At 57.2% G+C, this 25,073-nt stretch carries 28 protein-coding genes; 24 read left to right on the top strand and 4 right to left on the bottom strand.

Annotated elements, in window-relative coordinates; all coding sequences use genetic code 11:
* Positions 1 to 6: 6 nt before the first annotated feature.
* Entirely contained in the window at positions 7 to 546 is a 540-nt protein-coding gene (locus HJB84_RS12345; RefSeq protein ID WP_221116060.1) for a gluconokinase, read from the top strand.
* Here HJB84_RS12345 and HJB84_RS12340 read toward each other — a convergent pair.
* The 3 genes from HJB84_RS12340 to HJB84_RS12330 form a co-directional block, all read right to left on the bottom strand.
* Positions 536 to 1,783 carry an FAD-binding oxidoreductase gene (locus HJB84_RS12340; protein ID WP_221116059.1) on the bottom strand — a complete coding sequence of 416 codons (1,248 nt, stop codon included), beginning with the start codon at positions 1,781 to 1,783 and terminating at the stop codon, positions 536 to 538. The two genes, HJB84_RS12345 and HJB84_RS12340, sit on opposite strands and share 11 nt — an antisense overlap.
* A 74-nt stretch (positions 1,784 to 1,857) precedes the next feature.
* The gene (locus HJB84_RS12335) at positions 1,858 to 2,361 is read right to left on the bottom strand and encodes an isoprenylcysteine carboxyl methyltransferase family protein (protein ID WP_221116058.1); all 504 of its coding nucleotides are present in this window, start codon (positions 2,359 to 2,361) and stop codon (positions 1,858 to 1,860) included.
* Positions 2,358 to 3,410 carry a type III polyketide synthase gene (locus tag HJB84_RS12330; protein ID WP_207583011.1) on the bottom strand — a complete coding sequence of 351 codons (1,053 nt, stop codon included), beginning with the start codon at positions 3,408 to 3,410 and terminating at the stop codon, positions 2,358 to 2,360. The genes HJB84_RS12335 and HJB84_RS12330 overlap by 4 nt, the downstream gene beginning before the upstream one ends.
* 169 nt (positions 3,411 to 3,579) lie before the next feature.
* On the opposite strand from HJB84_RS12330, the gene HJB84_RS12325 reads away from it, so the two are divergent.
* From HJB84_RS12325 to HJB84_RS12315, 3 genes are read left to right on the top strand one after another with little or no spacing between them, the layout of a single operon-like run.
* A complete protein-coding gene (locus HJB84_RS12325) occupies positions 3,580 to 4,116 on the top strand; it encodes a tetratricopeptide repeat protein (RefSeq protein WP_207583012.1) in 537 nt (178 codons plus the stop codon).
* Positions 4,117 to 4,161: 45 nt separating this feature from the next.
* Positions 4,162 to 4,767 (top strand): RNA polymerase sigma factor, encoded by a 606-nt coding sequence (locus tag HJB84_RS12320; RefSeq protein ID WP_207583013.1) that lies wholly within the window; start codon positions 4,162 to 4,164, stop codon positions 4,765 to 4,767.
* Entirely contained in the window at positions 4,764 to 5,567 is an 804-nt protein-coding gene (locus HJB84_RS12315) for an anti-sigma factor (RefSeq protein ID WP_207583014.1), read from the top strand. The genes HJB84_RS12320 and HJB84_RS12315 overlap by 4 nt, the downstream gene beginning before the upstream one ends.
* 41 nt (positions 5,568 to 5,608) lie before the next feature.
* Here HJB84_RS12315 and HJB84_RS12310 read toward each other — a convergent pair whose 3' ends face one another.
* Positions 5,609 to 6,394 carry a glycosyltransferase family 2 protein gene (locus tag HJB84_RS12310; protein WP_221116057.1) on the bottom strand — a complete coding sequence of 262 codons (786 nt, stop codon included), beginning with the start codon at positions 6,392 to 6,394 and terminating at the stop codon, positions 5,609 to 5,611.
* Between the two features lie 250 nt (positions 6,395 to 6,644).
* Between HJB84_RS12310 and rfbA the strand changes: the two genes are divergently transcribed.
* The 20 genes from rfbA (at position 6,645) to HJB84_RS12210 (ending at position 25,059) form a co-directional block, all read left to right on the top strand.
* Entirely contained in the window at positions 6,645 to 7,556 is a 912-nt protein-coding gene (gene rfbA / locus HJB84_RS12305) for a glucose-1-phosphate thymidylyltransferase RfbA (RefSeq protein WP_207583016.1), read from the top strand.
* 23 nt (positions 7,557 to 7,579) lie between these two features.
* Positions 7,580 to 7,954, top strand: coding sequence for an FdtA/QdtA family cupin domain-containing protein (locus HJB84_RS12300; protein WP_207583017.1), 375 nt, complete (start codon positions 7,580 to 7,582; stop codon positions 7,952 to 7,954).
* A gap of 1 nt (position 7,955) precedes the next feature.
* Positions 7,956 to 9,062, top strand: a complete 1,107-nt coding sequence (locus tag HJB84_RS12295; RefSeq protein ID WP_221116056.1) for a DegT/DnrJ/EryC1/StrS aminotransferase family protein — start codon at positions 7,956 to 7,958, stop codon at positions 9,060 to 9,062.
* Positions 9,059 to 9,937 (top strand): ABC transporter permease, encoded by an 879-nt coding sequence (locus tag HJB84_RS12290; protein ID WP_221116055.1) that lies wholly within the window; start codon positions 9,059 to 9,061, stop codon positions 9,935 to 9,937. Before HJB84_RS12295 ends, HJB84_RS12290 begins: the two co-directional genes overlap by 4 nt.
* Positions 9,937 to 11,256, top strand: a complete 1,320-nt coding sequence (locus HJB84_RS12285; protein WP_221116054.1) for an ABC transporter ATP-binding protein — start codon at positions 9,937 to 9,939, stop codon at positions 11,254 to 11,256. The genes HJB84_RS12290 and HJB84_RS12285 overlap by 1 nt, the downstream gene beginning before the upstream one ends.
* Positions 11,253 to 12,233, top strand: coding sequence for an NAD-dependent 4,6-dehydratase LegB (locus HJB84_RS12280; protein ID WP_221116053.1), 981 nt, complete (start codon positions 11,253 to 11,255; stop codon positions 12,231 to 12,233). Before HJB84_RS12285 ends, HJB84_RS12280 begins: the two co-directional genes overlap by 4 nt.
* Entirely contained in the window at positions 12,226 to 12,939 is a 714-nt protein-coding gene (locus HJB84_RS12275; RefSeq protein ID WP_221116052.1) for a sugar phosphate nucleotidyltransferase, read from the top strand. Before HJB84_RS12280 ends, HJB84_RS12275 begins: the two co-directional genes overlap by 8 nt.
* Complete coding sequence (locus tag HJB84_RS12270; RefSeq protein ID WP_221116051.1) at positions 12,932 to 13,777, top strand: NAD(P)-dependent oxidoreductase; 846 nt, start codon at positions 12,932 to 12,934, stop codon at positions 13,775 to 13,777. The genes HJB84_RS12275 and HJB84_RS12270 overlap by 8 nt, the downstream gene beginning before the upstream one ends.
* Position 13,778: 1 nt before the next feature.
* Positions 13,779 to 14,849: a radical SAM/SPASM domain-containing protein gene (locus tag HJB84_RS12265; protein ID WP_003588387.1), complete on the top strand. Its 1,071-nt coding sequence runs from the start codon at positions 13,779 to 13,781 to the stop codon at positions 14,847 to 14,849.
* Positions 14,850 to 14,941: 92 nt separating this feature from the next.
* On the top strand, positions 14,942 to 15,958 hold the full coding sequence (locus HJB84_RS12260) for an N-acetylneuraminate synthase family protein (RefSeq protein WP_221116050.1): 1,017 nt from the start codon (positions 14,942 to 14,944) through the stop codon (positions 15,956 to 15,958).
* On the top strand, positions 15,940 to 16,632 hold the full coding sequence (locus HJB84_RS12255; RefSeq protein WP_405048933.1) for a cytidylyltransferase domain-containing protein: 693 nt from the start codon (positions 15,940 to 15,942) through the stop codon (positions 16,630 to 16,632). The genes HJB84_RS12260 and HJB84_RS12255 overlap by 19 nt, the downstream gene beginning before the upstream one ends.
* Positions 16,614 to 17,579: a PseG/SpsG family protein gene (locus HJB84_RS12250; protein WP_221116048.1), complete on the top strand. Its 966-nt coding sequence runs from the start codon at positions 16,614 to 16,616 to the stop codon at positions 17,577 to 17,579. Before HJB84_RS12255 ends, HJB84_RS12250 begins: the two co-directional genes overlap by 19 nt.
* Positions 17,576 to 18,277, top strand: a complete 702-nt coding sequence (locus HJB84_RS12245; protein ID WP_221116047.1) for a WbqC family protein — start codon at positions 17,576 to 17,578, stop codon at positions 18,275 to 18,277. The genes HJB84_RS12250 and HJB84_RS12245 overlap by 4 nt, the downstream gene beginning before the upstream one ends.
* Positions 18,274 to 18,906, top strand: a complete 633-nt coding sequence (locus tag HJB84_RS12240; protein WP_130709564.1) for a PIG-L deacetylase family protein — start codon at positions 18,274 to 18,276, stop codon at positions 18,904 to 18,906. Before HJB84_RS12245 ends, HJB84_RS12240 begins: the two co-directional genes overlap by 4 nt.
* Complete coding sequence (locus HJB84_RS12235; protein WP_221116046.1) at positions 18,891 to 19,757, top strand: hypothetical protein; 867 nt, start codon at positions 18,891 to 18,893, stop codon at positions 19,755 to 19,757. The genes HJB84_RS12240 and HJB84_RS12235 overlap by 16 nt, the downstream gene beginning before the upstream one ends.
* The gene (locus tag HJB84_RS12230; protein WP_221116045.1) at positions 19,754 to 20,668 is read left to right on the top strand and encodes a TIGR04325 family methyltransferase; all 915 of its coding nucleotides are present in this window, start codon (positions 19,754 to 19,756) and stop codon (positions 20,666 to 20,668) included. The genes HJB84_RS12235 and HJB84_RS12230 overlap by 4 nt, the downstream gene beginning before the upstream one ends.
* Before the next feature lie 3 nt (positions 20,669 to 20,671).
* Entirely contained in the window at positions 20,672 to 22,165 is a 1,494-nt protein-coding gene (locus HJB84_RS12225) for a glycosyltransferase (protein ID WP_221116044.1), read from the top strand.
* The gene (locus tag HJB84_RS12220) at positions 22,146 to 23,279 is read left to right on the top strand and encodes a glycosyltransferase (RefSeq protein WP_221116043.1); all 1,134 of its coding nucleotides are present in this window, start codon (positions 22,146 to 22,148) and stop codon (positions 23,277 to 23,279) included. The genes HJB84_RS12225 and HJB84_RS12220 overlap by 20 nt, the downstream gene beginning before the upstream one ends.
* Positions 23,279 to 24,091, top strand: a complete 813-nt coding sequence (locus HJB84_RS12215; RefSeq protein ID WP_221116042.1) for a class I SAM-dependent methyltransferase — start codon at positions 23,279 to 23,281, stop codon at positions 24,089 to 24,091. The genes HJB84_RS12220 and HJB84_RS12215 overlap by 1 nt, the downstream gene beginning before the upstream one ends.
* The gene (locus HJB84_RS12210) at positions 24,088 to 25,059 is read left to right on the top strand and encodes a hypothetical protein (RefSeq protein WP_221116041.1); all 972 of its coding nucleotides are present in this window, start codon (positions 24,088 to 24,090) and stop codon (positions 25,057 to 25,059) included. Before HJB84_RS12215 ends, HJB84_RS12210 begins: the two co-directional genes overlap by 4 nt.
* Positions 25,060 to 25,073: the final 14 nt, after the last annotated feature.

Genomic DNA, 25,073 nt, shown 5'->3' with positions numbered 1-25,073 from the left:
GGAAACATGCCGGGTGAGCAGACGAGCGGGCCCCATGCAATCATCGTCATGGGGGTCAGCGGCTGCGGCAAATCCTCCGTCGGCGAAAAGCTCGCGGGAGCCTTGCACCTGGCCTTCGTCGAAGGCGATGCGCTGCATCCCGCCGCCAATGTCGAGAAGATGTCGAAGGGCATTCCCCTGACCGATGAGGACCGGATGCCCTGGCTCGACCGCATCGGCGAAGACATGAAGGCCTCGCTTGAGAAAGGCGAGGGCATCATCGTCTCCTGCTCGGCGCTGAAACGCATCTATCGCGACAGGCTGCGAGCTGCTGCCGGCGACAATCTTTTTTTCGTCTACCTCGAAGGCTCCAGGCAATTGCTGACGAAACGGATGGGCGAGCGCAAGGGCCATTTCATGCCGGTGTCGCTGCTCGAAAGCCAGCTGACGACGCTTGAAGCGCCGACCGGCGAGCATGGCGTCGTCACCGTCGATATCGACGACACGATCGACGGCATCTCGGCCACGGCCCTCGAAGGTCTTGCAGCCCTCGGTATCACGGCTTGAAGCGCTGCGGCGAATAGGCGGCAATATCAATGAACGGCGCCTCGCCGGTAATGAGTTCGGCAAGCACGCGGCCGGTCACCGGTCCGAGCGTCAGCCCGTGATGGGCATGGCCGAAGGCGAACCACAGTCCCTGATGGCGCGGCGCCTTGCCGATAATCGGCATCATATCCGGCGTGCAGGGGCGGGCACCCATCCAGGGTTCGGGATCGAGCCTCTCTCCGAGCGGGAAAATCGTGCGGGCCACGGCCTCGGCCCGGTCGAGCTGGACCGGCGTCTTTGGCGCATCGAGCGTTGCGAACTCCGCGCCCGTCGTCAGACGGATGCCGCGGCGCATCGGCGCCATGAGATAGCCGCGTTCGGCATCGAGCATCCAGTTGTTGAGAACGGCATTGCCCTTGGTGGCATAATGCATGTGATAGCCGCGTTTGACGCCGAGCGGCAAGGAATAGCCGAGCCGGCGCGTCGCAACCGCCGCCCAGGGACCAAGCGCCAGAACTGCATCGTCGGCTTCGAGGGGGCCTTCCGCAGTCATGATCTTCCAGCCGGAGCCGAACTGGCCGAGCGAGGCGGCGTCGCCTGTGACGAACCGGCCGCCGAGGCTTTCGAAATAGCGGCGATAGGCCGATGTCAGCGCATGCGGGTCGAGCACCGACCAGGGGTCGCGCCAGTGGATGCCGCCGACGAAATCGCCTGTTATATCCGGTTCCATGCGGGCGATATCGGCCGAGGTCAGGCTGTCATATTCCACCCCGAATTCATTCTGCCAAAGTGCGGCCTCCGCCAGGGCCTGGTCACGCTTGGCCTCAGTCCGGAAGATCTTCATCCAGCCGTCCTTGCGGATCAGCGCTTCGGCCTGCGCCGCCTCGACCAGATCCTTATGTTCGGCAATTGAATTTTCGATCAGCGGCGCATAGGCCCGGGTGATGACCGCGTGGCGCCGCGCATTGGAATTCCACCAGTAGCGGGCGAGAAAGCCGACCTGGCTCGGCAGCGTGCGCAGGTGATAATGCGCGTCGGTGCGGTTATTCAGTGCATAACGCAGCAGAAGCCCGAGCTGCTGGGGAAAGCCGTAAGGCATGACGCCTTCGCGCTGGATCAGGCCGGCATTGCCGAAGGAGGTCTCGCTGCCCGGATCCTTGCGGTCGATCAGCGTCACCTGCCGGCCGCGCCGCTGAAGATGGATGGCCGCCGACACCCCGACGATGCCGGCGCCGAGCACGATTGCGTTCTTCGTCATTTCCCCTGCATTCCGCTTTGTTTATCGGGTGAAAATGCCCGTGCGGATACCGCCGCGCAAACGAAAAATCGCATTCATTTCATAATCATTGCGCTTTTCAGTGCGGCATTTTCAGCCTTCACGCGGATATAGAGGACAAGGGCGTTGAGAAGCGAAAAGCCGATCGCGTAAAACGGCAGTCCGAAGGCCAGCGGAAGGGCGGCGATCTCGCCGACGACGATCGCGTAGTTCGGATGCTGAAAGAAGCGATAGGGTCCCGATGTTATGAGCGGCGCGCCGGGCAGGACGATAATGCGCGTCGTCCAGCGGCCCTTCAGCGTTGCCAGCACCCAGAGCCGCAGCGCCTGCAGCGCCATGAACACGGCAAACCAGAAGGGCTCGACCGGCCTGCCTGAAGCAAGCAGCCAGAGCCCGATAATCCAGGCTGTATGCAGCGCCACCATGACGGGATAGTGCTCCGCCGCGACCTCTCTGGCGCCCTTGGCGAGCAGGGCGGCGGTGTTGCGCCGGGCGAGCGCGAGCTCCGCCAGCCGCTGCAGCGTCACGAAGGTAAGCAGCGCGATCGACGGCCACATCATGCCGTCCTCCTGAGCGTCACGCAGCTGGCCGAAAAGCCTGGGCCCATGGCAATCATCGCCGCGCGCGCCGGCAACCCGGCACGGATCGCCCGTTCCAGCACGAACAGGATGGTCGGCGACGACATGTTGCCGTAGTCGGCAAGCACCGCACGCTCGTGATCGAGCGAGCCGGGCGCCAGCGACAGCGCGCTCTCCATCGCTGCCAGCACTTTCGTTCCGCCGGGATGGCATATGAAGCGGTCGATATCTGCCGGTTTCAGCCCGTTTCGCGCCAGAATGGCGCTCACCGCCGGACCAAGCTCGCGCTCGGCAAAGGGTGGCAGCGATTGCGCCAGCACGATGCCGAAGCCACCGTCGTCGATCTTCCAGCCCATGATGTCGAGCGTATCGGGGAAGAGGTGTTCGCCGGTCGATTCCACTTCCGCCATCCCGCCTCCGCCCGACCGCAGCACGCAGGCGGCAGCGCCGTCGCCGAACAGCGCTGTCGCGATGATGTTCGGCCGGGTCAGTTCGTCCAGCCGGAAGGCAAGCGTGCAAAGCTCGATCGAGACGAACAGCACGACGGCGCCCGGCCGGCTCCGCGCCTGCCGCGAGGCGATCGCAAAGCCCGACACGCCGGCAGCACAGCCGAGCCCGAAGACCGGCACGCGCTCGATATCGGCCCTGAAGCCCATCCGGCGGGCCATCTGCGCGTCGAGGCTCGGCGTCGTAAAACCGGTGGAGGAGACCGTAACCACACAGTCGACATCCCTGGCCGTCAGCCCGGCCCGATGCAGTGCCGAGCTGGCGGCCTCAACGAAGAGCCCGCCCGCCACCTCCGCATAGGCCTCCATCCGATCCTGCCAGCCATGCGGTTCGTCGAACCAGGCAAGCGGACGTGCCGCATGGCGCTTCTGAATACCGGCGCTGTCGAAGACGCGGGCAAGATGGCGAAAATCCTCGAAACGGTCGGCAAACAGCCGGCCGGAGGCTTCGACCGCCTCTTTCTGGAAAATGACATGTTCGGGTGCGGCGACGGCGAGGCTGACGAGTTTTACGGTATCGGTCACTAAATTCTCCTTGTCGTTCCCGGCGTAACGCTGAGAACACGCGGTTTCGACGATTTATTCGGCCTCGGTGGCTTCACGAAGCCGTGATGGAGAAAATAGAGAGGCTGCCGAATAAAGCTCGGGGCAGCGGTGTTTTCTCCTCGCAACGTCACTTTCGAGGAGTTTTCCCATGACGATCATGACAGTCCGTACTGCTTCCCTCATTCTCGGCGGCTGCCTTGCCGCTTCCGTTTTCTCCGGCCCGGTCTTTGCAGCCGGCAATGACAGCAGCACGATGCCAACCTGCAAGAAGGGTGAGATCTACGACCAGAAGACCAAGAAATGCGTCAAGCAGCAGAGCGCCAACGTCTCGGACGAGAACCGCACCGACTACGCCTATTCGCTGGCCAAGACTGGCCGCTATGAGGAGGCGCTTGCCATGCTCGACACGGTCAAGGACCAGAACACGGCCGAGGTGCTGAACTATCGCGGTTATGCCACCCGCAAGCTCGGCCGCACCGACGAGGGCATCTCCTACTACCTCAAGTCGGTGAAGATGGACCCGCAATACGCCAAGGTCCGCGAATATCTCGGCGAAGCCTATGTCATCAAGGGTCAGCTCGACCTCGCCAAGGATCAGTTGAGCACCATCAAGGCGATCTGCGGCACCGCTTGTGAGGAATATCAGGATCTGAACGCCGCCATCATCGACCCGTCGAAGATCTGATTGGCAGGCACCGGCGGGAAACGGAACAGAGAAAGGCATGTGAGAATGTCTGTCGCGCCTACCTCATTTCCTGCCTATAGTCGCGCGAGAATGGAATCGCCGGTTCGTCCGGCGGTTCCGAAAAATGCAGGATCGGCGGAGGCGGCCATCGCCAGCGAAGCGGATATCAGGAGCGGCCTGACGGAAAATCTGGCAAGGCTCTGGCGTTATGGTCTTGTTCTCTCGCATCAGCGTGATGTCGCCGACGACCTGGTGCAGGCGACCTGTGTTCGCGCGCTGGAACGCGCCGATCAGTTCGTCCCCGGCACCCGTCTCGACCGCTGGCTGTTTTCGATCCTGCATTCGATCTGGCTGAACGAGATCCGTTCCCGCAGGGTGCGCCAGGGCCAGGGTTTCGTCGATGCCCGGGAGACGCTGACCTTCGACGGCGCACATGCCACCGAAACGCAGGTGATGGCCGGTCAGGTGCTGAAACGGGTCAATGCCCTGCCCGAAGCACAGAGGACGGTGGTTTTCCTCGCCTATGTCGAAGGGCTTTCCTATCGCGAGGTGGCAAGCATATTGGATATTCCGATCGGAACAGTGATGAGCCGGCTGGCGGCTGCCCGCGCCAAGCTCTCAGGCGATGGCCTGGAAGGGGGACGGCAATGAACACGAAGCAAATCATTCCCTCTGACGAGGAGCTGACCGCCTTCATCGACGGCGAATTGACGGCCGAAGAGGCCGCGCGCATCGAAACCCTGGTGAATGAAGACGAGAGCGTCGCCGAACGGCTGGAATTCCTGGCGCGCGCCAGCCTGCCCTTCGAGCGGGCCTTTGCCCCACTGCTGTCGCGGGCCCCGCGCCAGAAACTGGAGACGATGCTCGCCGCCATCCCCGTGCAAGAGCGCGCAAAATCCGGCTCCGCACCCATATTCGCCACCCGTCGCCACTTCCTCGGCGCGCTTGCCGCCTCGCTGATTGCCGGCATCGCCATCGACCGCGCTTTCATCGGCATCGGCAAAGGCTTTTCGGCAAGGGACGAAAACAGCGAATGGCGCGCCGTGGTCGCCGACTATATCTCCCTCTATACGCCGGAAACGCTGGCTGGCCCCGTTCCCGCCAGAGACGTCCAGACCGCCCAACTCGGATCCCTCGACGAAAAGCTCGGCCTGTCGCTGTCTCCCGAAGCCGTCTCGCTTCCGGGCATCGACTTCAAACGCGCTTTGCTGCTGCAATATGACGGCAAACCGCTCGCCCAGATCGCCTATCTCGACCCGGAAACCGGCCCGATGGCACTCTGCATCGTCAGATCAGATGCAGGCCCCAAGGCGCCGGACCTCGAAAACCGCAAGGGCATGAATGTCGTCTACTGGTCGAACGAAACGCACGCCTTCATGCTGATCGGACATGCGGCGGCGGATCGGATGACGGCGATTGCGGAGGGGGTGCGGGGGAGGGTTACGGTCTGACCGCGATTGGCCCGGCCTGATATTGGACGTGATAAATCCTGCTATCGATTTCGTGTGAGGAACTGGCCGAGGCGGTTCACTAGCTTCGATGCCCAGAACATTGGAGTCGAGACACTGAAGCCGTGGTCAGCAAGGGCACGCAGCACTTCCTTGTTCTGACGCGATATGTTTTGGACGTTTTTGTTTGTGGCGCCCCCCAAGCGCATCCTGACCAACACGCGGGGGATATAAATGGTTTTGATGCGCGCGACTTCCAGAAATCGCATCATCAGCTCGACGTCGGCTGCCAGCCGATAACGCAGATCGAACGTCCCAAACCGGTCATAGATGTGACGTCGAACATAGAATGTCGGATGCGGCGGACACCAGCCGCGTCCAAAAGAACCGGGTTCAAACGGACAGGATTTCCAATAACGGACTGTGCGATCGGTATGCTGGTTGGAAACATAGATGAGATCGCCATAGCAGCCGTCATAGGCTTCATCGTCCAGCGTGGCCGCCACGGTTTCGAGGGAGTCGCTGCTCTCGAAAGTGTCATCCGCATTCAAGAATCCGATGATGTCGCCGCTCGCAAGGCCAATCCCCTTGTTCATGGCCTCATAGATACCTCCGTCGAGTCCCGAAAGTACGCGGCGATTTTCCGCCGGCGCTGAATCGATGATGGCGAGCGTGGAATCGCTTGAGCCACCGTCGACGATGATGTGCTCGAAATTGCGGTAGGTTTGAGCGTCGATGGACCGCAACGTATCGGCAATGGTCTGCTCGACGTTCCAGCAAACAGTGATGAGGCTTATCCGGGGGGGTAGATCGGCGGTGTCTGCAGCCATTTTGACGGGTGTCTTGCTCACATTATAAGAGGCGAAATCTAGGCAACCCGTAGCAGACGGAAAGGCGGCGTCGCAATCCGGTACCGCACATTATCCTCGATCAAAGCCGGATTGATGCGCGATTGGGCCACCTCCCGTCTCGGTAAGTGCATTGCATGCAGATCAATCTATCTGTAGTGAGCAGTGTCGAACAGCGATCGTCATCACGACAGGCTCGTGGATGCGGATTTACCAGGTTGCAGGAGGTCTCTTGTCTTCGAAGAAAAAGCTGCGCAAGGGCATCTTGCTCGCCGGTGGCTCGGGCACCCGGCTCCATCCCGCGACCCTCGCTATTTCGAAGCAACTTCTTCCGGTTTTTGACAAACCGATGATCTACTATCCCCTATCAACGCTGATGCTTGCAGGTATCCGGGATATCCTGATTATCTCTACGCCGCAGGACACGCCGCGTTTTGAACAGTTGCTGGGTGACGGCGCCCAATGGGGATTGAATCTTCAATATGCCGTGCAGGCCGCGCCGGAAGGCATTCCGCAGGCATTCTCGATCGGCAGGGAATTCATCGGGCGAGAGGCAACCGCCCTCGTGCTTGGAGACAATATTTTTTACGGCAACCTCCTGACGCATGATTTATCCGCGGCTTCCGAGAAATCGGACGAAGCGACGATCTTCGCGTATAAAGTCCACGATCCCGACCGGTATGGGGTAGTGGAATTTGACGGTCAGGGCAAAGTCCTCACCCTGGAGGAAAAGCCGTCCAGACCCCGCTCATCTTATGCGGTGACGGGTTTATATTTCTACGACAATGACGTGGTCGACATTGCTGCCGGCTTGAAACCCTCGCCGCGCGGTGAAACCGAAATTACCGATATCAATCGGCATTATTTGTCGGCCGGCAGGCTGAATGTTGCCGTCCTGGGAAGGGGGCATGCCTGGCTTGATACGGGCACGCATGATTCACTCCTTGAAGCCAGTCAGTTCATTGCCACCATCGAGCGGCGCCAGGGGCTGAAGATAGCCTGCCCCGAAGAAATCGCCTTTCATTTGGAATACATAGATGCCGAGCAGTTGCTAAGGCTGGCAGCTCCACTTGAAAAGAGCTCTTACGGTCGATACCTCATCAGCCTGGTGAGGGAACCAGCTCCGCATTTCCCAACCGGCTGAACCGGCAAAACTGGAAACCAATCTTGTCTGCTTTTACCCTGCTTACGTTAAAGACGATGTCCGACGGACGAGGCGCGCTAACCGTCATGGAGGGAATACTGCCATTTCCGGTCGTCCGGAGCTTCTGGATCTATGGAGCCGACGGATATACACGCGGCGGCCATCGTCATCACCAGACTCGGCAGGCGTTGGTCGCGCTTTCGGGAAGCGTGATGGTTTTGATGGACGATGGAAAAGCCCGGGAAGAGATCACCTTGTCGTCACCGGACCAGTGCCTGTTGGTAGAGCCAAGGGACTGGCACGAAATGACGTTCGGTCCCGGTTCGATCCTGCTCGTTTTTGCCTCTCGCGGATATGATAAGGACGACTACATCGACACCCCTTATGAGCGGCTCTAAGATGATTGAGTATGAAAGTCTTGCGCAGGCCAACCGCGCGCTGATGGAAGAGTTGGAAGCGGTTGCTTCCCGTGTCATTCGTTCCGGGTGGTACATACTTGGCAACGAGGTCTCCTCGTTCGAGGTCGAATTCGCCGCCTTTGCGGAAAGCAAACATTGCATCAGCGTGGCCAATGGTCTGGATGCGCTGATCCTGTCGATTGAAGCGCTCGATCTGCCGAAAGGCAGCGAGATCATGGTTGCCTCCAATACCTATATAGCCACCATCCTGGCAATTCTTCGCGCGGGCCACAAACCCGTTCTGGTGGAGCCCGAACGCGAAACCTTCAATATAGATCCGGCGCGCCTTCCCGCTGCGCTCACACGCAACACGCAGGCAATCTGCGTGACGCATCTTTTCGGCAAAGCCTGCCGGATGACCGAGATCGCGGCGTTTGCGAGCGAACATGGTCTCAAGGTGATCGAAGATTGCGCGCAGTCTCATGGCGCGCGCTATGACGGCAAGCTGACCGGCACCTTTGGAATCGCCGGCTGCTTCAGCTTCTATCCGACCAAGAATCTTGGAGCTCTCGGAGATGCGGGCGCGATCGTCACGGATGATGACGAATTTGCAGATCGCCTCAGACACATGCGCAATTACGGCTCGAAGAAAAAATATGAGAACGTCTATATCGGTGTAAATTCCAGGCTTGATGAGATGCAGGCTGGATTCCTGCGGGTCAAACTCCGTCACCTCGATCAGGTGACTGAACATAAGCGGGCACTGGCCGATAGCTATTTTGCCAATCTGCCCGAATGGCTGGCGCAGCCGCTTCGTCGCCCTGCCGAGTATGACGTGTTTCATATCTTCGGGATACGTCACCCGGCCCGTGACGAATTGCGTCAGTGGCTGCTCGATAACGGGGTCAAGACCGAGATACACTATCCGATCGCGCCGCATAGGCAGAAGGCAATGCAAGGCATTCTTTCCGGCGATTATCCCATTGCCGATGAGCTGCATGCCACCGAGCTGAGCCTGCCTATTTCGGCCGGGCATAGAAAGGATGAGATCGAGCGTGTCTGCAGCCTTCTTGCTGCGCTCCCGGAAAAGCTGAAGTTGGCGGCATGACAGAGCACCTGAAAGGACCGGCCTCGGCACGTGCGGATGACGATTGGGATATCGTTATCAAGCCTTCGAAGGGCAATACGCCGGATCTCGGCCTTGTCTGGCAATATCGCGATCTCGTCTGGATGTTTTTCAAGCGGGATTTCACGACATTTTACAAACAGACCATTCTCGGGCCTGTCTGGTACGTCATCCAACCGTCGCTGACGGCCATGACCTATTATGTCGTGTTCGGAAAAATCGCCAATCTTTCCACGGATGGCCTTCCGCCCTTCCTGTTTTACATGTCGGGCACGATCATCTGGAGCTATTTTTCTGTTTGTCTGGCCAATAACTCCGACGTTTTCTCGAAGAATGCCAATCTGTTCGGGAAGGTTTATTTTCCGAGACTTGTGGTGCCGCTATCCGTTGCGATGAGCGGCCTAGTCGCCTTTGCGATCCAGTTCCTGCTCTTGTTGACGGTTTGCATTGGCTTGAAAATTGCCAATCCCGATCTGGCTCTGAACTATTGGTTCCTGTTGCTGACGCCGCTGGTGCTGCTCTATATCGCCGTGCTCGGCATCGGTGCCGGGCTTGTCGTTTCGGCGCTGACGGTTCGTTTCCGCGATCTTGTTTATGCCGTCGGATTCATGACGCAACTCTGGATGTATGGTACGCCGATCGTGTACCCCTTCAGCCAGATCCCGGAACGGTATCATTGGTTCTATTACCTCAATCCCATGACGACGCCGGTTCAAACTTTCCGCTGGGCGCTATTCGACGCTCCCGCGTTGCCCGTCGGTCTTTGTCTCGCCAATCTCGCGGTGACGATCGCAATCACCCTATGCGGGCTGGCACTTTTTTCGCGGGCGGAAGCTAACGCGATGGACACAGTCTGATGAACGACATCGTTATCCGAGCGGAGCACGTCAGCAAGCTCTATCGTCTTGGCGTGATCAATCACGGCACTCTCTATCGCGACCTTCAGAGCTGGTGGGCGAAGTGGCGCAACCGTCCGGATCCGAATGTTTCGGTATCGGATTATGCCTCCGACCGCGGCAGGCAGTCGCGGCTGAAGGGAGACATCTTTCATGCGCTTGATGATGTCTCATTTGAGGTCGGACACGGCGAGATCGTTGGGATTATCGGCAGGAACGGTGCCGGAAAATCCACGCTGTTGAAGGTGATGTCGCGTATCACCATGCCCAACTCCGGCTTCATAGGAATACGGGGCAGAATTGCGAGCCTTCTTGAGGTTGGCACCGGATTTCATCCGGAGCTCAGCGGTCGAGAGAACGTCTATCTCAACGGCGCCATCCTTGGCATGAGCCGTACCGAGGTCAGATCCAAGTTCGATCAGATCGTCGAGTTTGCTGAAATCGGCGAATTCATTGACACCCCGGTGAAGCGATATTCGTCCGGAATGTACGTGCGCCTGGCTTTCTCCGTTGCGGCCCATCTAGAGCCGGAAATTCTTCTAATTGATGAGGTATTGGCTGTCGGCGACGTCAACTTCCAGAATAAATGCATGGGGCGCATGCAGGAAGTCACCAAGGCTGGTCGAACGATTATCTTCGTCAGCCACAATATGACTGCGATCAGCAGCATCTGCCCCAAATCGATCCTGATGGCCGACGGCAAAGTCGCTGCGATGGGCGATACCGCAGATGTGATCAAAGCCTATCTCGATCGCCCGGAATTCGGCGGCACCGCAAACTACTCGGTCAATCCCGAAGACGTCGACGGAAAGGCAGTCATATGCCGTGTCGCGGTACTGAACGAGAAGGACGAGGTTTCGGGAACGGTGGAACTTTCGAGGGGATTCTCAGTCGAGGTCGAATACGAATTGAGGGAGCCTCTTTCCGGTCTCTCGATCGGGATGCAGATCATGATGGAGGACGGCTATACTCCCCTCGTCAGCCTTTCCGATCCCGAGCTCGACGTCAGTCGCCTGGACGCCCGGCCAGCCGGTTATTATCGCGCCCGGGTCAAATTTCCCGGATATCTTCTCAATACCGGCACCTTCTACCTGCGACTGGGCATATCGAGCCGGTTCTCGATATATTCTGTCGCCGAGGGCATCCGATTTGACGTGGAGGATAATGTCGGAATTATCCAGATGCTGGGCCAACAACGGAAGCCGTCGATTTCAGCGATACAGCTGCCTTGGGAGGTCGAGAAGCTCTTCCTGCGCGATTCTGAGGGTGTTTTGAAATGAAGAAAGCGCTTGTCACCGGGGCAGATGGGTTCATTGGTTCTCACCTCGTCGAGACGCTGATCAGATCGGGTGTCGAAGTTCGCGCCCTCTGCCAGTATAATTCGTTTTCCAGCTGGGGTTGGCTCGACCAATCGGAATATCGCGGCAAGTTCGAGGTGATCCTCGGAGACGTCCGTGATCCCGCCCAGATGCGCTCCGTCGCCAGAGGTGTCGACACGATCTTCCATCTTGCCGCTCTGATTGCGATCCCCTATTCCTATCAGGCTCCCTCGAGCTACATCGATACCAATGTGCATGGGACGCTGAACGTTCTTCAAGGCGCTCTCGACGCCGGTGTCGGAAGAGTGATCCAGACCTCGACGAGCGAAGTCTATGGGACGGCACGTTTTGTGCCCATCAGCGAAAGCCATCCCCTGCAGGCGCAGTCGCCCTATTCGGCGTCCAAAATCGGCGCCGATGCGATCGCCTACAGTTATCATTCGAGCTTCGATCTGCCGGTGACGATCGCACGGCCGTTCAACACCTACGGCCCGAGACAATCTGCAAGGGCGGTTATTCCGACCGTGATTTCGCAGCTTCTGAGTGGACGAAGGACGCTGAAGCTTGGTGCGCTCTCGCCCACCCGGGATTTCAATTTTGTACAGGATACATGCGACGGCTTTCTGGCGCTGGCTGCCTGCGACGAAGCCGTCGGACAGACGGTCAATATCGGCTCGGGCGGCGAGATATCGATCGGCGATACCGTTCGGCTGATCGCCGATATCATCGGCGTCAACATCGAGATTGAATGCGACGAACAGCGTTTGCGTCCGGCAAACAGCGAAGTGGAACGACTGTGCAGTGATAACAGCCTGATCAAGTCTTTGACGGGATTTTCGCCTCGCTACAGCTTGAAAGACGGGCTCCAGGCGACGATTGAATGGCTGCGTCAGCCTGAGAATCTGGCGCGGTATAAGGCGGATCTTTTCAATGTCTAGGCGAGCAGTCATTCTGGCAGGGGGAATGGGAACGCGGCTGCGACCCTATACCGTCGTGCTTCCCAAGCCGCTGATGCCGATCGGCGATTATCCCATTCTCGAAGTCATCATTCGTCAGCTGATATCAGGCGGGTTTCAGCATATAACGCTTGCCGTCAATCATCAGGCTGAACTGATCAAGGCGTTTTTCCAGGATGGTGACAAATGGGGTGTGCGCATCGATTATTCGCTGGAGGATCAGCCGCTCGGCACCATGGGTCCGCTACGGTTGATCAAGGATCTGCCTGAGAATTTTCTGGTGATGAACGGAGACATCCTGACGGACCTGAACTATGCCGATTTTCATGACGCTCACGTCCGGGAGCAGAATATATTCACCATCTCGTCAAAGACACGGGAGCATCGCATAGACTACGGCGTTCTGGACACCAACGAGGCAGGGCTGCTGACGGGGTTCCGGGAGAAGCCGACGGCTGAGTATAAAGTCAGCATGGGCGTCTACATGGTGTCTTCGGGGGCGGTCGAGCACATACCACAAAGCGGCGCCTACGGTTTTGACCAGCTGATGCTCGATCTCCTTGCGGCCGGAAAACCGGCGACGGTTCGAGATTTTCTAGGCTATTGGCTCGATATCGGACGGCCCGACGATTATGCACTGGCGATCGAGCAGTTCGAAACCATGCAATCCAGGTTCTTGAATGGTTGATGCCATCGTCACCGGTGCTGGCGGCTTTCTCGGGAAGCGTCTGGTTGAGCGGCTTAAACAGGCCGGCGTTGACGTGCTTGCGGTTGACCGAACGCATGGTGATATAAGCGAAGAGGGAATGTGGCAGAAGCTTCCCGCAGCAGGCACGCTGTTTCATCTTGCCGGCAGGACGTTTGTCCCGGACAGCTGGTCACAAGGCCCGAGTTTCATGGCCGCCAATGTTCTTGGTACACAGCACGCGTTGAACTGGTGCAAGCGACACAAGGCGAGGCTCGTATTCGCAAGCGCCTATGTTTACGGAGTGCCGGAGCGCCTGCCGATCCATGAAAGCGATTCGGTCAGGCCGAACAATCCCTACGCTCTTTCCAAACACCTTGCCGAACAACTCTGTGAGTTTGCTGCCACACACGAGCAAATACCGGTGGTGGTATTGCGTCTTTTCAATATATATGGGGCTGGGCAGCGACCGGAGTTCCTGATACCGACGCTTCTGAACCGGATACGGGCGAAGCAGGACATACAGGTCATGGACCTCAGTCCGCGGCGGGATTATGTCTTCGTTGACGATGTCCTGAGCGCCTTTGCCAAGGCCCAGGACGTGTCGGAAGGTTACCACTGCATCAATATCGGCTCCGGAATGTCATATTCGGTGCAGGAAATCATCGATATCTTGCAGCAAGCGGCCGGCACTGATCTACCAGTAGTGTCGTCTTGCGCTGTTCGGCGGAATGAAATACCTGACGTGCGGGCCGATATTACGCGGGCTCGCGCCGTTCTCGGATGGCGGCCGGAATGGGATCTGCCCGCCGGCATCCGCGTGATGATGAAGGAGTCGTAAATTGAACGAGCGTTACGTTCCGATCAACAAGGGCAACTACTCGATGGACACGGACGAGCGCGAAGCCGCGTTCGACAAGTTCCGAGGCGAAGGTTGGGAAGCCGAATACGCGGATTACCGTCGCAAGTGGTCGGAATATGCCCTGAACCAGCAGGTTTCGGATTACCCGCTGCTGGTCGATCTCGAGCTGGCGTCGATCTGCAACCTGCGCTGCCCGATGTGCTATACCATCAGCGACGAATTTAAAAAGAGCGTCAACACGACCCGGATGGACTGGGACCTCTATTGCCGCATCATCGATGAGATCGGCGGCAAGGTTCCCGCGATCCGTCTTTCGCTGCGCGGCGAAGCCACGCTGCACAAGCGCTTCGCGGACTGTGTGCGCTATGCCAAGGATCATGGGATCAAAGAGGTCTCGACCCTCACGCACGGCTTCAAGCTCAACAGAGACTATTTCGCCGAGCTCGTCGATGCCGGCATTGACTGGATTACCGTTTCGATTGATGGCACCGGTGAGACCTATGAGAAGATACGCAAGCCGATCAAGTTCCAGGCCCTGCTCGACAAGATCAAAGACATAAAGAAATACAAGGACGAGCGCGGTCTCCACCGTCCTGTCATCAAGGTGCAAGGCATCTGGCCGGCGATCCGGGAAAATCCCGATCTCTATTACGACACCTTCGCGCCCCACGTGGATCTCGTCGCCTTCAATCCGCTGATCGATTACCTCGGCAACGATTCAGACATCGCCTATCTCGACAACTTCACCTGCCCGCAACAGTACCAGCGTTTGGTGATCGGTGCCGACGGGTTGGTGATGAAGTGCTCGAACGACGAGGAGAACCGCGAGGTTATCGGCAATGCGAACACCGAAACCGTGCACCAGATCTGGCACGGGGAAAAAATGAACGCCGTCCGTGCTCTGCACAAGGAACCGCAGGGCTTCCTGAAGAGCGAGGTCTGCCGCAGGTGCTACCTGCCGAGAGAGACCAACGACGAAACCGCACAGATTTGCGGCAGGCAGGTCACCGTCCGGAATTACGTCGACCGGAACCAGGAAATCGGGCGATAATCGACCGCAATGTGCGCATCCCAAGATTGGGCTATGGCATGCCATCAGGGCGCAAGGCAACTTTGCGGGTCGTGAATTACAGGGAGTGACGAATGTTCCGCAACTACCGGCCTGATCGCTGCTATATCATAGCCGAGATCGGCGGCAACTTTACGACGTTCGATCAGGCAAAGCGCCTGATTGACGAGGCAAAGGCGTCGGGGGTGGATGCCGTCAAGCTCCAGACGTATCGGGCCGAAACATTGTCGAGTCGCAATGCCATGTTCGATATGGAGAACACTGGCGTTACCTCGCAATTCGAGCTTTTCCGTAAATATGAAATCGGTCACGAGCTTCATGAAGCGGTTTTCCGCTATGCCGAGGAGCAAGCCCTGGACTGGTTTTCGTCTCCCTCGCATGAGACGGATGTCGACCTGCTGGAGAGATGTGGCGTTGGCGCCCACAAGGTTGGTTCTGACGACGCGGTCAACATTCCCTTTCTTCGGTATCTGGCAAGAACGGGCAAGCCGATAATCTTGTCGACCGGGATGTCGACGCTCGAAGAGGTTCGGGAATCCGTCGCCGCAATCAAGGACGCGGGCAACGATAAGCTCATCCTGCTGCACGCCATCACAAGCTATCCGACGCATCCGGAAAATGTGAACCTGGGTGCGATGCAAACGATGATGGAGGCGTTTCCGGATCTCGATGTTGGCTATTCCGACCATACATTGAACCCTGTCGCGAGCCTTTGCGCGGTCGCGATGGGCGCCCGGGTCATCGAGCGGCATTTCACCTACGACAAGGCCGCCGATGGTCCAGACCATATGCTTTCGGCTGATCCAGCGGAAATGAAATGGCTTGTAGACGCAATACGCGCGTTCGAGGTCATGAAAGGCAGCGGTCGCAAAGAGCCGGCTGCAAGTGAGGCGACGACCAGATTGAACAATCGCAAGAGCGTCGTTCTCAATAGACCCCTCAAAGCCGGTGACGTCATTTCCGCCGGCGACATTTCGGTTAAGCGGCCGGGGACGGGAATCGAGCCTAAGCATCTGGAAACTCTCGCCGGGCGACAACTGATAAGGGACCTCGAAGGCGACGTCGTCCTCCAGTGGAGCGATCTGGCGTGAGGCTTGGAATCATCATCCAGGCGCGGATGGGATCGACGCGGCTACCGGGAAAAGTACTTCGCGACATTTCCGGCAAGCCCCTTCTCGCACATGTCCTTGGCAGGCTTCAGATGTTGAAGCGGCCGGCCAAGATCGTCGTCGCGACATCATCGGCCGGCGAGAACGACATTATCGAAACTTGGTGCCTCCAACACGGCGTAGGCTGCTTTCGCGGCGACGAAGCCGATGTTCTCGATCGTTATTTCGAATGTGCGAGATCACTTGGGATGTCGGATATCGTGCGATTGACCGCGGACAATCCGTTCACCGATATCGAGGAGCTGGAGAGGCTGATCGACCTGCACCAAGAGCAGGGATTCGACTACACGCACGCGTTCGGTCAGCTGCCGATCGGCGTCGGCGCCGAGATATTTACATTCGAAGCCTTATCGCGCAGTCATCGCGAGGGGGAACTGCCGCACCATCGCGAACACGTGAATGAATACTTCACCGATCGGCCCGAGCTCTTCAAGATCGGTCAGCTCGATGTTCCCCCAACCAAAATCTCTCCGAACCTGCGCCTGACGGTGGATACCGAGGAAGACTGGAGACATGCTTGTGCGCTCGCAGCGCAGGCGGGCGGGAACTGGCTTGGGACAGAGGAAGCAATCAGGCTATGTTCGTCTTCTGCATAGAGAGTTCGCATGCACGCGGCATGGGGCATCTGTTTCGATCGTTGACACTCGCCACCGAACTGCGTTCGCGCGGTCATTCGGTCCTATTTCTAGCGAACGATCATCCAAATTCGTTGAGGGTCATCCGGGAGCGCGGCTTTGACGTAGCGCTTTATGATCTCGCCTCCGTGACCGGATGGGAGGATGGCTTTATCGAACCCGATGCATCATCTTCAGTCTGGATTAATGACCGCCTGAACACGCCGCGATCCCACAGCGAGGCGATCAAGGGTTTGGGCGCCAAGCTCGTTACCTTTGATGATCGTGGCGATGGCGCGGGACTTGCCGACATCAATATCTGCGCGCTCCTGTTCGAAAAGACTGTGGGTCTCAAGGGCAAGGATGTTCGGTTGGGGGTGGAGTACATGATACTCAATCCTGAAATCGCGGCGTTTCGCAGACTTCGGCAAAGCCTTGGATCGATCCTTGTCACGCTCGGCGGCGCCGATACTTACGGCGTGACCGTCCGCGTGGCCAAATGGCTGAGCAGCAAGCCTTTTCCTGTCACCATCGTCACGGGGCCGAGCTTCCAACACATGGCGGAGCTTGAAGAGGTCGTCGCGACCGCGGCACCGGATCGGTTCAAACTGCTCAACCAGGTCCCGTCGCTTGCGGCAGAGATGCATAGGCACGATCTGGCGATTACCGGCGGCGGTGTTACTCCATTCGAAGCCTGTGCGGCCGGTTTGCCGTGCGTGGTGATCGCCAACGAACCTTTTGAAATCCCGGTCGGGCGTGCGCTCGAGGGGTTAGGAGGGGCGTTCTTTGCCGGGCATCACTCGGCATTCGATCTCGGCATCCTGGAAAAGCCGATCCCCATCAGGACCATGAGCGAGACTGCCATGACCAAGGTGGATCTTGGCGGGGTCGGCCGCGTTGCCGATTTGTTGGAAAGACTGGCTGCATGACCATCACAGCGGTTATTCACCAGCCGGATTTCGCTTCATATCTCGGCTTTTTTCAGCGTTTTCTGAACGCCAACCTCTACATCGTTCTGGATCACGTTCAGTTCGTCCATGGCACGAGTAAAAGCTGGACGCATCGTGACAAGATAAAGACGGCACAAGGCGACCGCTGGCTCACCGTCGGAATTAGAAAGCCAAACTTCGGTACACCGATCAATGCGGTGGAATTGGCGCCCGCCACCGGCTGGATAGACCAAAACCTTTCCCTGCTTCGCGAAAACTATCGCAAGTCCGCCGGTTGGGACGAAGTCTTTCCCCGCATCGAAGCCCTCTACGGCAAGCGGTTCGACCTCTTAGCCGATTTCAATATGCATTTCCTGGACGGCATTCTGGATATGCTTGAAATCACCATGCCGACCGTGCGATCGAGTACTTTAAGTCCGGAAGGGCATAGGAACGAATTGCTTGTCGAACTGCTGCGCAAAGTGGGAGCAACACGTTATCTCTCGGGTCTCGGCGCGCGCGACTATATGCGGCCGGAAGTGTTTGAGGCAGCCGGTATCGAAATCGAATGGCAGCATTTCGTCCATCCGGTTTATCCACAGCCATTTGGCGCATTCATCCCCTATCTCAGCATTCTCGACACACTGCTGAATTGTGGTATTGCAGGCACGCGTGACCTGCTCTGGAGTTGCAAATGAATATTCTCGCGATCGGTGCCCATTTTGACGACGTGGAATTGGGCTGTGGCGGTGCGCTGGCACGCCATGCTGCAAACGGCGACACGGTGTATGTCTATGTCGCGACCGTATCCGGCTTTTCAAACCAGTATGATCAGTCGGTGCGCAGCAGCCAGGTCGCCAGAGCGGAAGCGGATGCTGCGATGGACATTCTCGGCGTCCAGAAAATGTTTTGCGGCGAGTTCAAAACGCTCCAGATCGAATTCGTCGATCCGCTGAATATCGAGATCCTCAAGCTCGTGCAGGATCTGAAGATCGATATGGTTTACACCCACTGGGTCGGAGACATCCACCATGACCATCTGGCCTTGTCGCGGGCGTCACTGCACAGCTGCCGCCATGTGCCGCGCCTCCTGATGTACCGCAGCAACTGGTACCATTCGACGGTGGATTTCAGGGGGAATTTCTACGTCGACATCACCTCCCACTGGGACCAGAAGGAAAAGGCGATCCTTGCCCATGAATCCGAGATGGAGCGCACGGGGCGGAAATGGGTGAGCTTCTTTCGCAATGAAGCCGAGAACGCCGGCCAGCGCATCGGTGTAAAATACGCGGAGGTTTTTGAGGTGGTAAAGTGGCTGCAGCTTTGAGAAAGTTTTTGACCTTTGGCTCCATGCTGCTCCCCTATGGTGTGCATGAGCTGAAGCGCAGGCTAGAAAATCGTCACAAATTCTCTGCTGATGTCGCGAGTTCGCTGGCAGAAAATAGACAACTTGCTGGTCTGCACGCGGGGCAGCGCTGTTTTATTTTAGGCAATGGCCCAAGCGTCAAGGGCTTGGATCTGTCGCGACTTCAGGGCGAAACCGTTATAACCGTTTCCAATGGCTACCTGCACTCCGATTTCGACAAGTTCCAGTCTCGTTATCATTGTGTTCCGCAAATTACCTACGTATCGATGACATCGGAGGATGTGATCGACTGGTTTAAAGAGATGCATTCGCACTTGGGCGCCGCGGAACTGTTTCTCAGTTCCACTGAAGGGGAGCTGGTTCGAAAACACAATCTGTTTTCAGGGCGAACGGTTCGGCATCTCGTGCTGGGCGAAAGCTTCGACGAAAGAACATCAGAGGAAATCGTCGATATCTCTCAGCCGGTGCCGCGTGTCGATTCGGTGCCGGTGATGGCTTTGATGATAGCGATGTATCTTGGTTTCAAAGAGATTATCCTGCTCGGCGTCGACCACGATCGTTTCCTGACATCGAGCTACGGATACGCGTTCGACCTCAAGGTGCAAAAGGGAAAGGACTTCACCGTAAATGCGGACGGCATCCTGACAAGGAACCGCCACGACGAGTTTCAGCAGCTGGCGCGGCTGTGGCGACAATATCGAGCCATCGCAAATATCGCGAGAGCGAATGATATCCGCATCTTCAATTCCACAGCCGGCGGAGCACTGGACGAATTTGAGCGACGGCCGTTCGAAGCCTGGTTCGAGAAATGAGGCAGATTAGTTTTTCGCTACCAGGCCTTCACTGTTTGCTTGAGGTGACGCGGGATTCGCCGCGGGCCCGTCAACAGGACATCTGGAGCGAGTTTCGGCGTCATAACGTCTTTTTCGATGGGCCTTACGATGAATGGCGCTCGGCCATGGCTGCTTCAGAGGGATATGATGCGCCGGCTATTCTTGCCAAGGCTCTTGACGCGACACGCGCAGTTGTTCAGGGACGTGCCTCCTACGAGCGAGACACCGTCGCTTTCACGGAAAGAAGCTACTCGCACCCTCTGCTCGCCTGGCTTCTCTATGTCGCGTCCCGATCCGATCTTCGTTTGAGGGTGGTCGATTTTGGGGGCGCGCTGGGAAGTTCTTATTTCCAACACCGTTTGGCCTTGGCGCATCTTGTGGAACTGAATTGGTGCGTTGTCGAGCAGCCTCATTTTGTTAGCGCGGGCCGAGCCGAATTTGAAGACGGAGGATTAAGCTTTTCCGACAGCCTGGATGAGGCGATCGATCGTGTGAGGCCGAACGTTGTTCTGCTCTCCGGTGTTCTTCAATATCTTGAACATCCTCATGAATATCTCGAGGATCTTCTGTCGAGAGGCGTCAAGTTCATACTTATCGACAGGACTGCAGCGCAGTTCGATGGCGCATCCGCACCCTTTGTGCAGCATGTCCCGGCGTGGATCTACAGCGCGAGCTACCCGGTATGGTTCTTGAACGCGCATGAAATGCAGGCCAGTTTTGCCAAGCATGATTATGAGGTTGTGGATCGCTTCCAGCCAACTGGAACATTTGGCTTAGTGACGCCGCCGCCCTTGCAAGAATTGAAGCGTTGGGGCATTGGCGTTACACCAGCGCCTCAGCAGCACGAATGGGCGTATGTTGGCTGGTTTCTCGAGAAGCTGGAAATCTAGCGAATGCGCGTGAACGTCATTATCCCTGTCTTCAATCGTCTGGAACACACCCGCAAGGTGTTGGAAGCTCTGAGACAGCAGACCATCTTTGACGCCTTGACGATTGTCATCGTCAACGATGGTTCGACCGATGGAACCGCAGGATACTTGCAATCGCAGAGTGATGTGATTGAAATCCAGGGGGACGGCAATCTCTGGTGGGGTGGGGCCATCGAGGAAGGGCTGAAACACGTCCTTCCCGCCTGCCAGCCGGACGACTATGTCCTATTCCTCAACAATGATACCTCGTTCGACGACAATTTTGTTGAGACCCTGGTCCAAGCGTCCAAAGAGAACGGCGGAGCCGCGGTCGGAAGCGTCATCCATGAAGAGGGTCGCGATCCACCTCTCGTCAGCATTGGGCCCAAAGTCAACCTCAATAGGCTTGCCATTTGGGATCTGCTCTCGGAACTGAGCGAAAAGGAAAAACGGTCGCCCGCCAACCAGTATCGTGTCGATGCATTGAGTGGCCGAGGAACGCTCTATCCAGCGCATCTGTTTCGGAAATATGGCGGTATGCGGCCGCACCTTCTGCCGCACTACATGGCTGATTACGAAATCGCCATGCGCTTCGCGCGTGAAGGAGTGCCCTTAGTCGTCAGCAGCAAGGCAATTATCTACTCGCCCCCGGTATATGGAAATGACGCGTCCAGATTTTCATGGCGAAAGCGATTGTTTGGCAAGCGTTCGTCTCACAACGTGTTTCAGCGTCTAATTTTTTACTCGCTTGTCGGGTCGCCGGTGCAACGCGTTACCGCGCCGATCCGTATGGCGTATTTCATGGGCAGTCGCGGGATTTGGGGAATGCTGAATGCAAAACTAAACCATTCTGTGGAGTCTTTTCTCAAAGCACGGCAACTGAGCAAACTGAAGCGTGATGGAGTGAGCGTCGGTCGCGACGTTGTTTTCTATGGTACCCCTCTGTTGCAAAGGCATCCCGAGAGCGAGATTTGCCTTGGCGATCGTGTCGTGCTGTGTTCCGATTCGCGGTTTACTGCGCTTGCCCTGAACCATCCGGTAAAGATAGCTACCATTCGCGCGGGATCGAGCATCACTATCGGCGCTGATAGCGGCATTAGTGGCGCAACCATCGTCTCGGCCGTCCAGATTTCGATTGGCTCAGAGGTCCTCATGGGTGCCAACGTCGCGATATTCGACACCGATTTTCATCCGGTACGCCCTGAAGGGCGTCGCCATTCGGACGTAGAAGCCGACACAAAGACAGCACCAGTACATATCGGGGACAATGTTTTCATTGGCACTAACGCGGTAGTCTTGCGTGGCACGGAGATAGGACGTGACAGTGTTGTCGCGGCAGGTTCAATCGTGCGAGGAAAATTCCCTGCGGGCGCAATAATTGCCGGAAATCCGGCAAAAGTCGTTGGTAGCGCCTATGAACAAGCCCAGGAACTTCCCCACCTTCTAACAGACGATAGACATGAAGATAGCGATATTTGACACCTATTACGCGCGCTTTCTAAGTCGTTTTTATGCTGCGCGGCGACGGCTCTCGAAATCCAGTTCAAGCGAGCAGACAGACGCGCTGTTGGCTGCCGGCTTCGGAACCTCCGATTTCTATTCGCGCCACCTGAAGGAATTGGGTTGCGACGTCGTCGATATCATCGGCAATTGTGTTCCGCTTCAATCGGCCTGGGCGCAAGAGAACAACGAACCTTTCAGTCCATGGGCTATGAAACTGCCGCACCGGTTTTTCAGGTTGCCGTATATCGGTGCGCGCCTGGCAGCGCTGCCGGGCCTGCTAGAGGTTGCAATGGCGCGCGTTAAAGCCTTCAAGCCGGATGTGCTCTATTGCCAGGATCTCAGCTTCTTTCCGCCTCATGCCCTGACAGAGTTGAAAAAAACTGTGCCATTAATCGTGGGCCAGATCGCTTGTCCGTTGCCGCCGGACGGTTTTTTGCGTCCCTATGATCTCATTCTGACGTCCTTTCCCCATTTCGTGCCCCGTTTTCACGAGATGGGCATAAAATCCGAATACTTCCGGATCGGCTTCGACACACGGGTTCTCGATATCATTGGCGACGTGCCATGCGATGTGCCGGTGAGTTTCGTTGGCGGCATAAGTCGTCACCATGGCAAGGCGATCCCGCTGCTCGAACATCTTGCAAATACCACCCCGATACAGTTTTTCGGTTATGGTTCCAGGACGCTGCCGCGCTCTTCGCCTATCCGCAAACGCCACAACGGCGAAGTATGGGGTCCGGACATGTACCGCGCTCTGGCTCGCAGCCGGATCACCGTCAACAGGCATATCAATGTTGCCGAAAACAATGCCAATAATATGCGCCTCTATGAGGCGACCGGTGTCGGATCACTGCTTATAACCGACAGGAAAGACAACCTCGGTGAGATTTTTGACATCGGCAAGGAGGTGGTTGCCTATTCCAGTCCTGAGGAAGCGGCAGAACTCGTTCGCTACTATATAGATCATCCCGACGAGGCCGATGCCATCGCAAAGGCCGGGCAGGCAAGGACGCTGAAGGACCACACCTACAAGTCGAGAATGGAAGAATTGATGCCGATCCTCGAGCGATATCTGGAGAAACAGGGCTGATGTCGTTTTTGCGCGAGAGTCTCAATCGCTTCCCGGTCTTGAAGAGCCGGTTGAAGCGATTGCGGGAACAGCTGCTGCCGGCGACATCGGTCTCGTCCCGCTATGTCGAAATAGATGCGGCTCGTCGGGGCAGCGAAAGTTCGCGCCTTGCCGCATCTTGGAAAGCGAGCGATCTACCCGCACGTCAGAGAGCCCTCGTCGAGCGCCAGCTGAAGGAATACCGCAGCGGCGCCTCCGTAGATGTATTCGATGTTTTTACCGCCGCCTTGCGCAGGATCGTCGATCTCCCGACGAATGGTTCATTGCTCGAAATCGGTTGCTCCAGCGGATATTACTCCGAAGTGCTTGAAGTGAATGGCTTACCGTTGCGATATCGCGGCTGCGACTACTCCGATGCGTTCATCGATATGGCGCGCAGCATCTATCCGGGACTGCCGTTCGATGTGGAGGATGCGACGCGGCTCAGCTATCAGAATGATGCTTTCGATGTCGTGGTCTCAGGATGCTGCCTGCTGCATATTCCCGACTATGAAGCGGCGATCGCCGAGAGCGCCCGTGTCGCCAGGGAATACGTGATCTTTCACCGTACTCCGGTTGTCTATGGCGAACCGACCAAGTATTTCCGCAAGCAGGCCTATGGCGTCGAGACCATAGAGATCCATTTTTCCGAGCCGCAGCTATTGGATACTTTTCGGGTTCATGGCCTGGAGGTCCAGGCGACCTTCACGCTGAATGAGAGCGCCGACCCAAGTTACAGTAGCAAAGGCAATGCAATCCGCACCTATTTGTGCAGGAAACAATCCCAGTCATGACGAACTACTTCTGTACCCTTTTCGACAGCGGCTATCTCATCAAGGGGATGGCGATGATGGAGAGCCTCGTCCAGTGGTGCCCAGACGCGCATGTTTTCGTCCTCTGCATGGATCAGCAGACGCAGGAGATACTGACTGCCCCCAAGAGATCCTACATCACCTGCATCGCACTTGCCGATCTGGAGACACCGGAACTCCTGGAGGCTAAGAAATCGCGGGGTGTCGCCGAATATTGCTGGACCTTGTCTCCCTGCCTCCCGACCTTCGTGCTGCACCACCACCCGGAGATCGATTTCATCACCTATCTCGACTCTGACCTGCTGTTCTATTCGTCGATCCAACCAATCCTCGACGAAATCGGCGATAACTCCATCGCAATTATTGAGCATCGTTTTGCCCCGCGGCTGCAGGACAGGGAGGTGAACGGCCGTTTCTGTGTGGAATGGGTGAGCTTCCGACGCGATGAAGAGGGAATGCGCTGCCTTACGCGCTGGCGCGAGCAGTGCATCGAATGGTGCTACTATCGCCTGGAAGACGGCAAAATGGGCGACCAGAAATACCTGGACGAATGGCCGGATCTCTACCCGAATTGCCATATCATCGAGCATCCGGGAGCTGGGGTAGCGCCCTGGAATTACGAAAAGCTGCTTTTTACGCAGGATGCATCCGGCAGGATTGAGGTCGATGGTTCACCTCTGATCTTTTATCACTTCCACCAGTTCCAGCTGCTGACCAACGGCATGTTCGATCGACTGTCTAATTTCTACACCTCCGTTTGCAAGGAGCCGGTGGCTGTCTACAAGGCTTACGAGCGCGCACTGATGCAAGCCCTGACCGTGATCAGGACGATTTCCCCAGGCTTTTCCGGCGGCCTTCGACCCTTTTTCATGGTTATGGCGCGCAGATGGGTGCAACGTCATGTGCCCCTGCCGGTCAAACGCTTCCTGCACCATTTCATCAGGTATTGAGGTCACGCTTGCGG

Source organism: Rhizobium sp. NZLR1b, from assembly GCF_019685155.1.
Lineage (GTDB): Bacteria > Pseudomonadota > Alphaproteobacteria > Rhizobiales > Rhizobiaceae > Rhizobium.
This window is presented reverse-complemented; position numbering and strand designations above follow the sequence as displayed.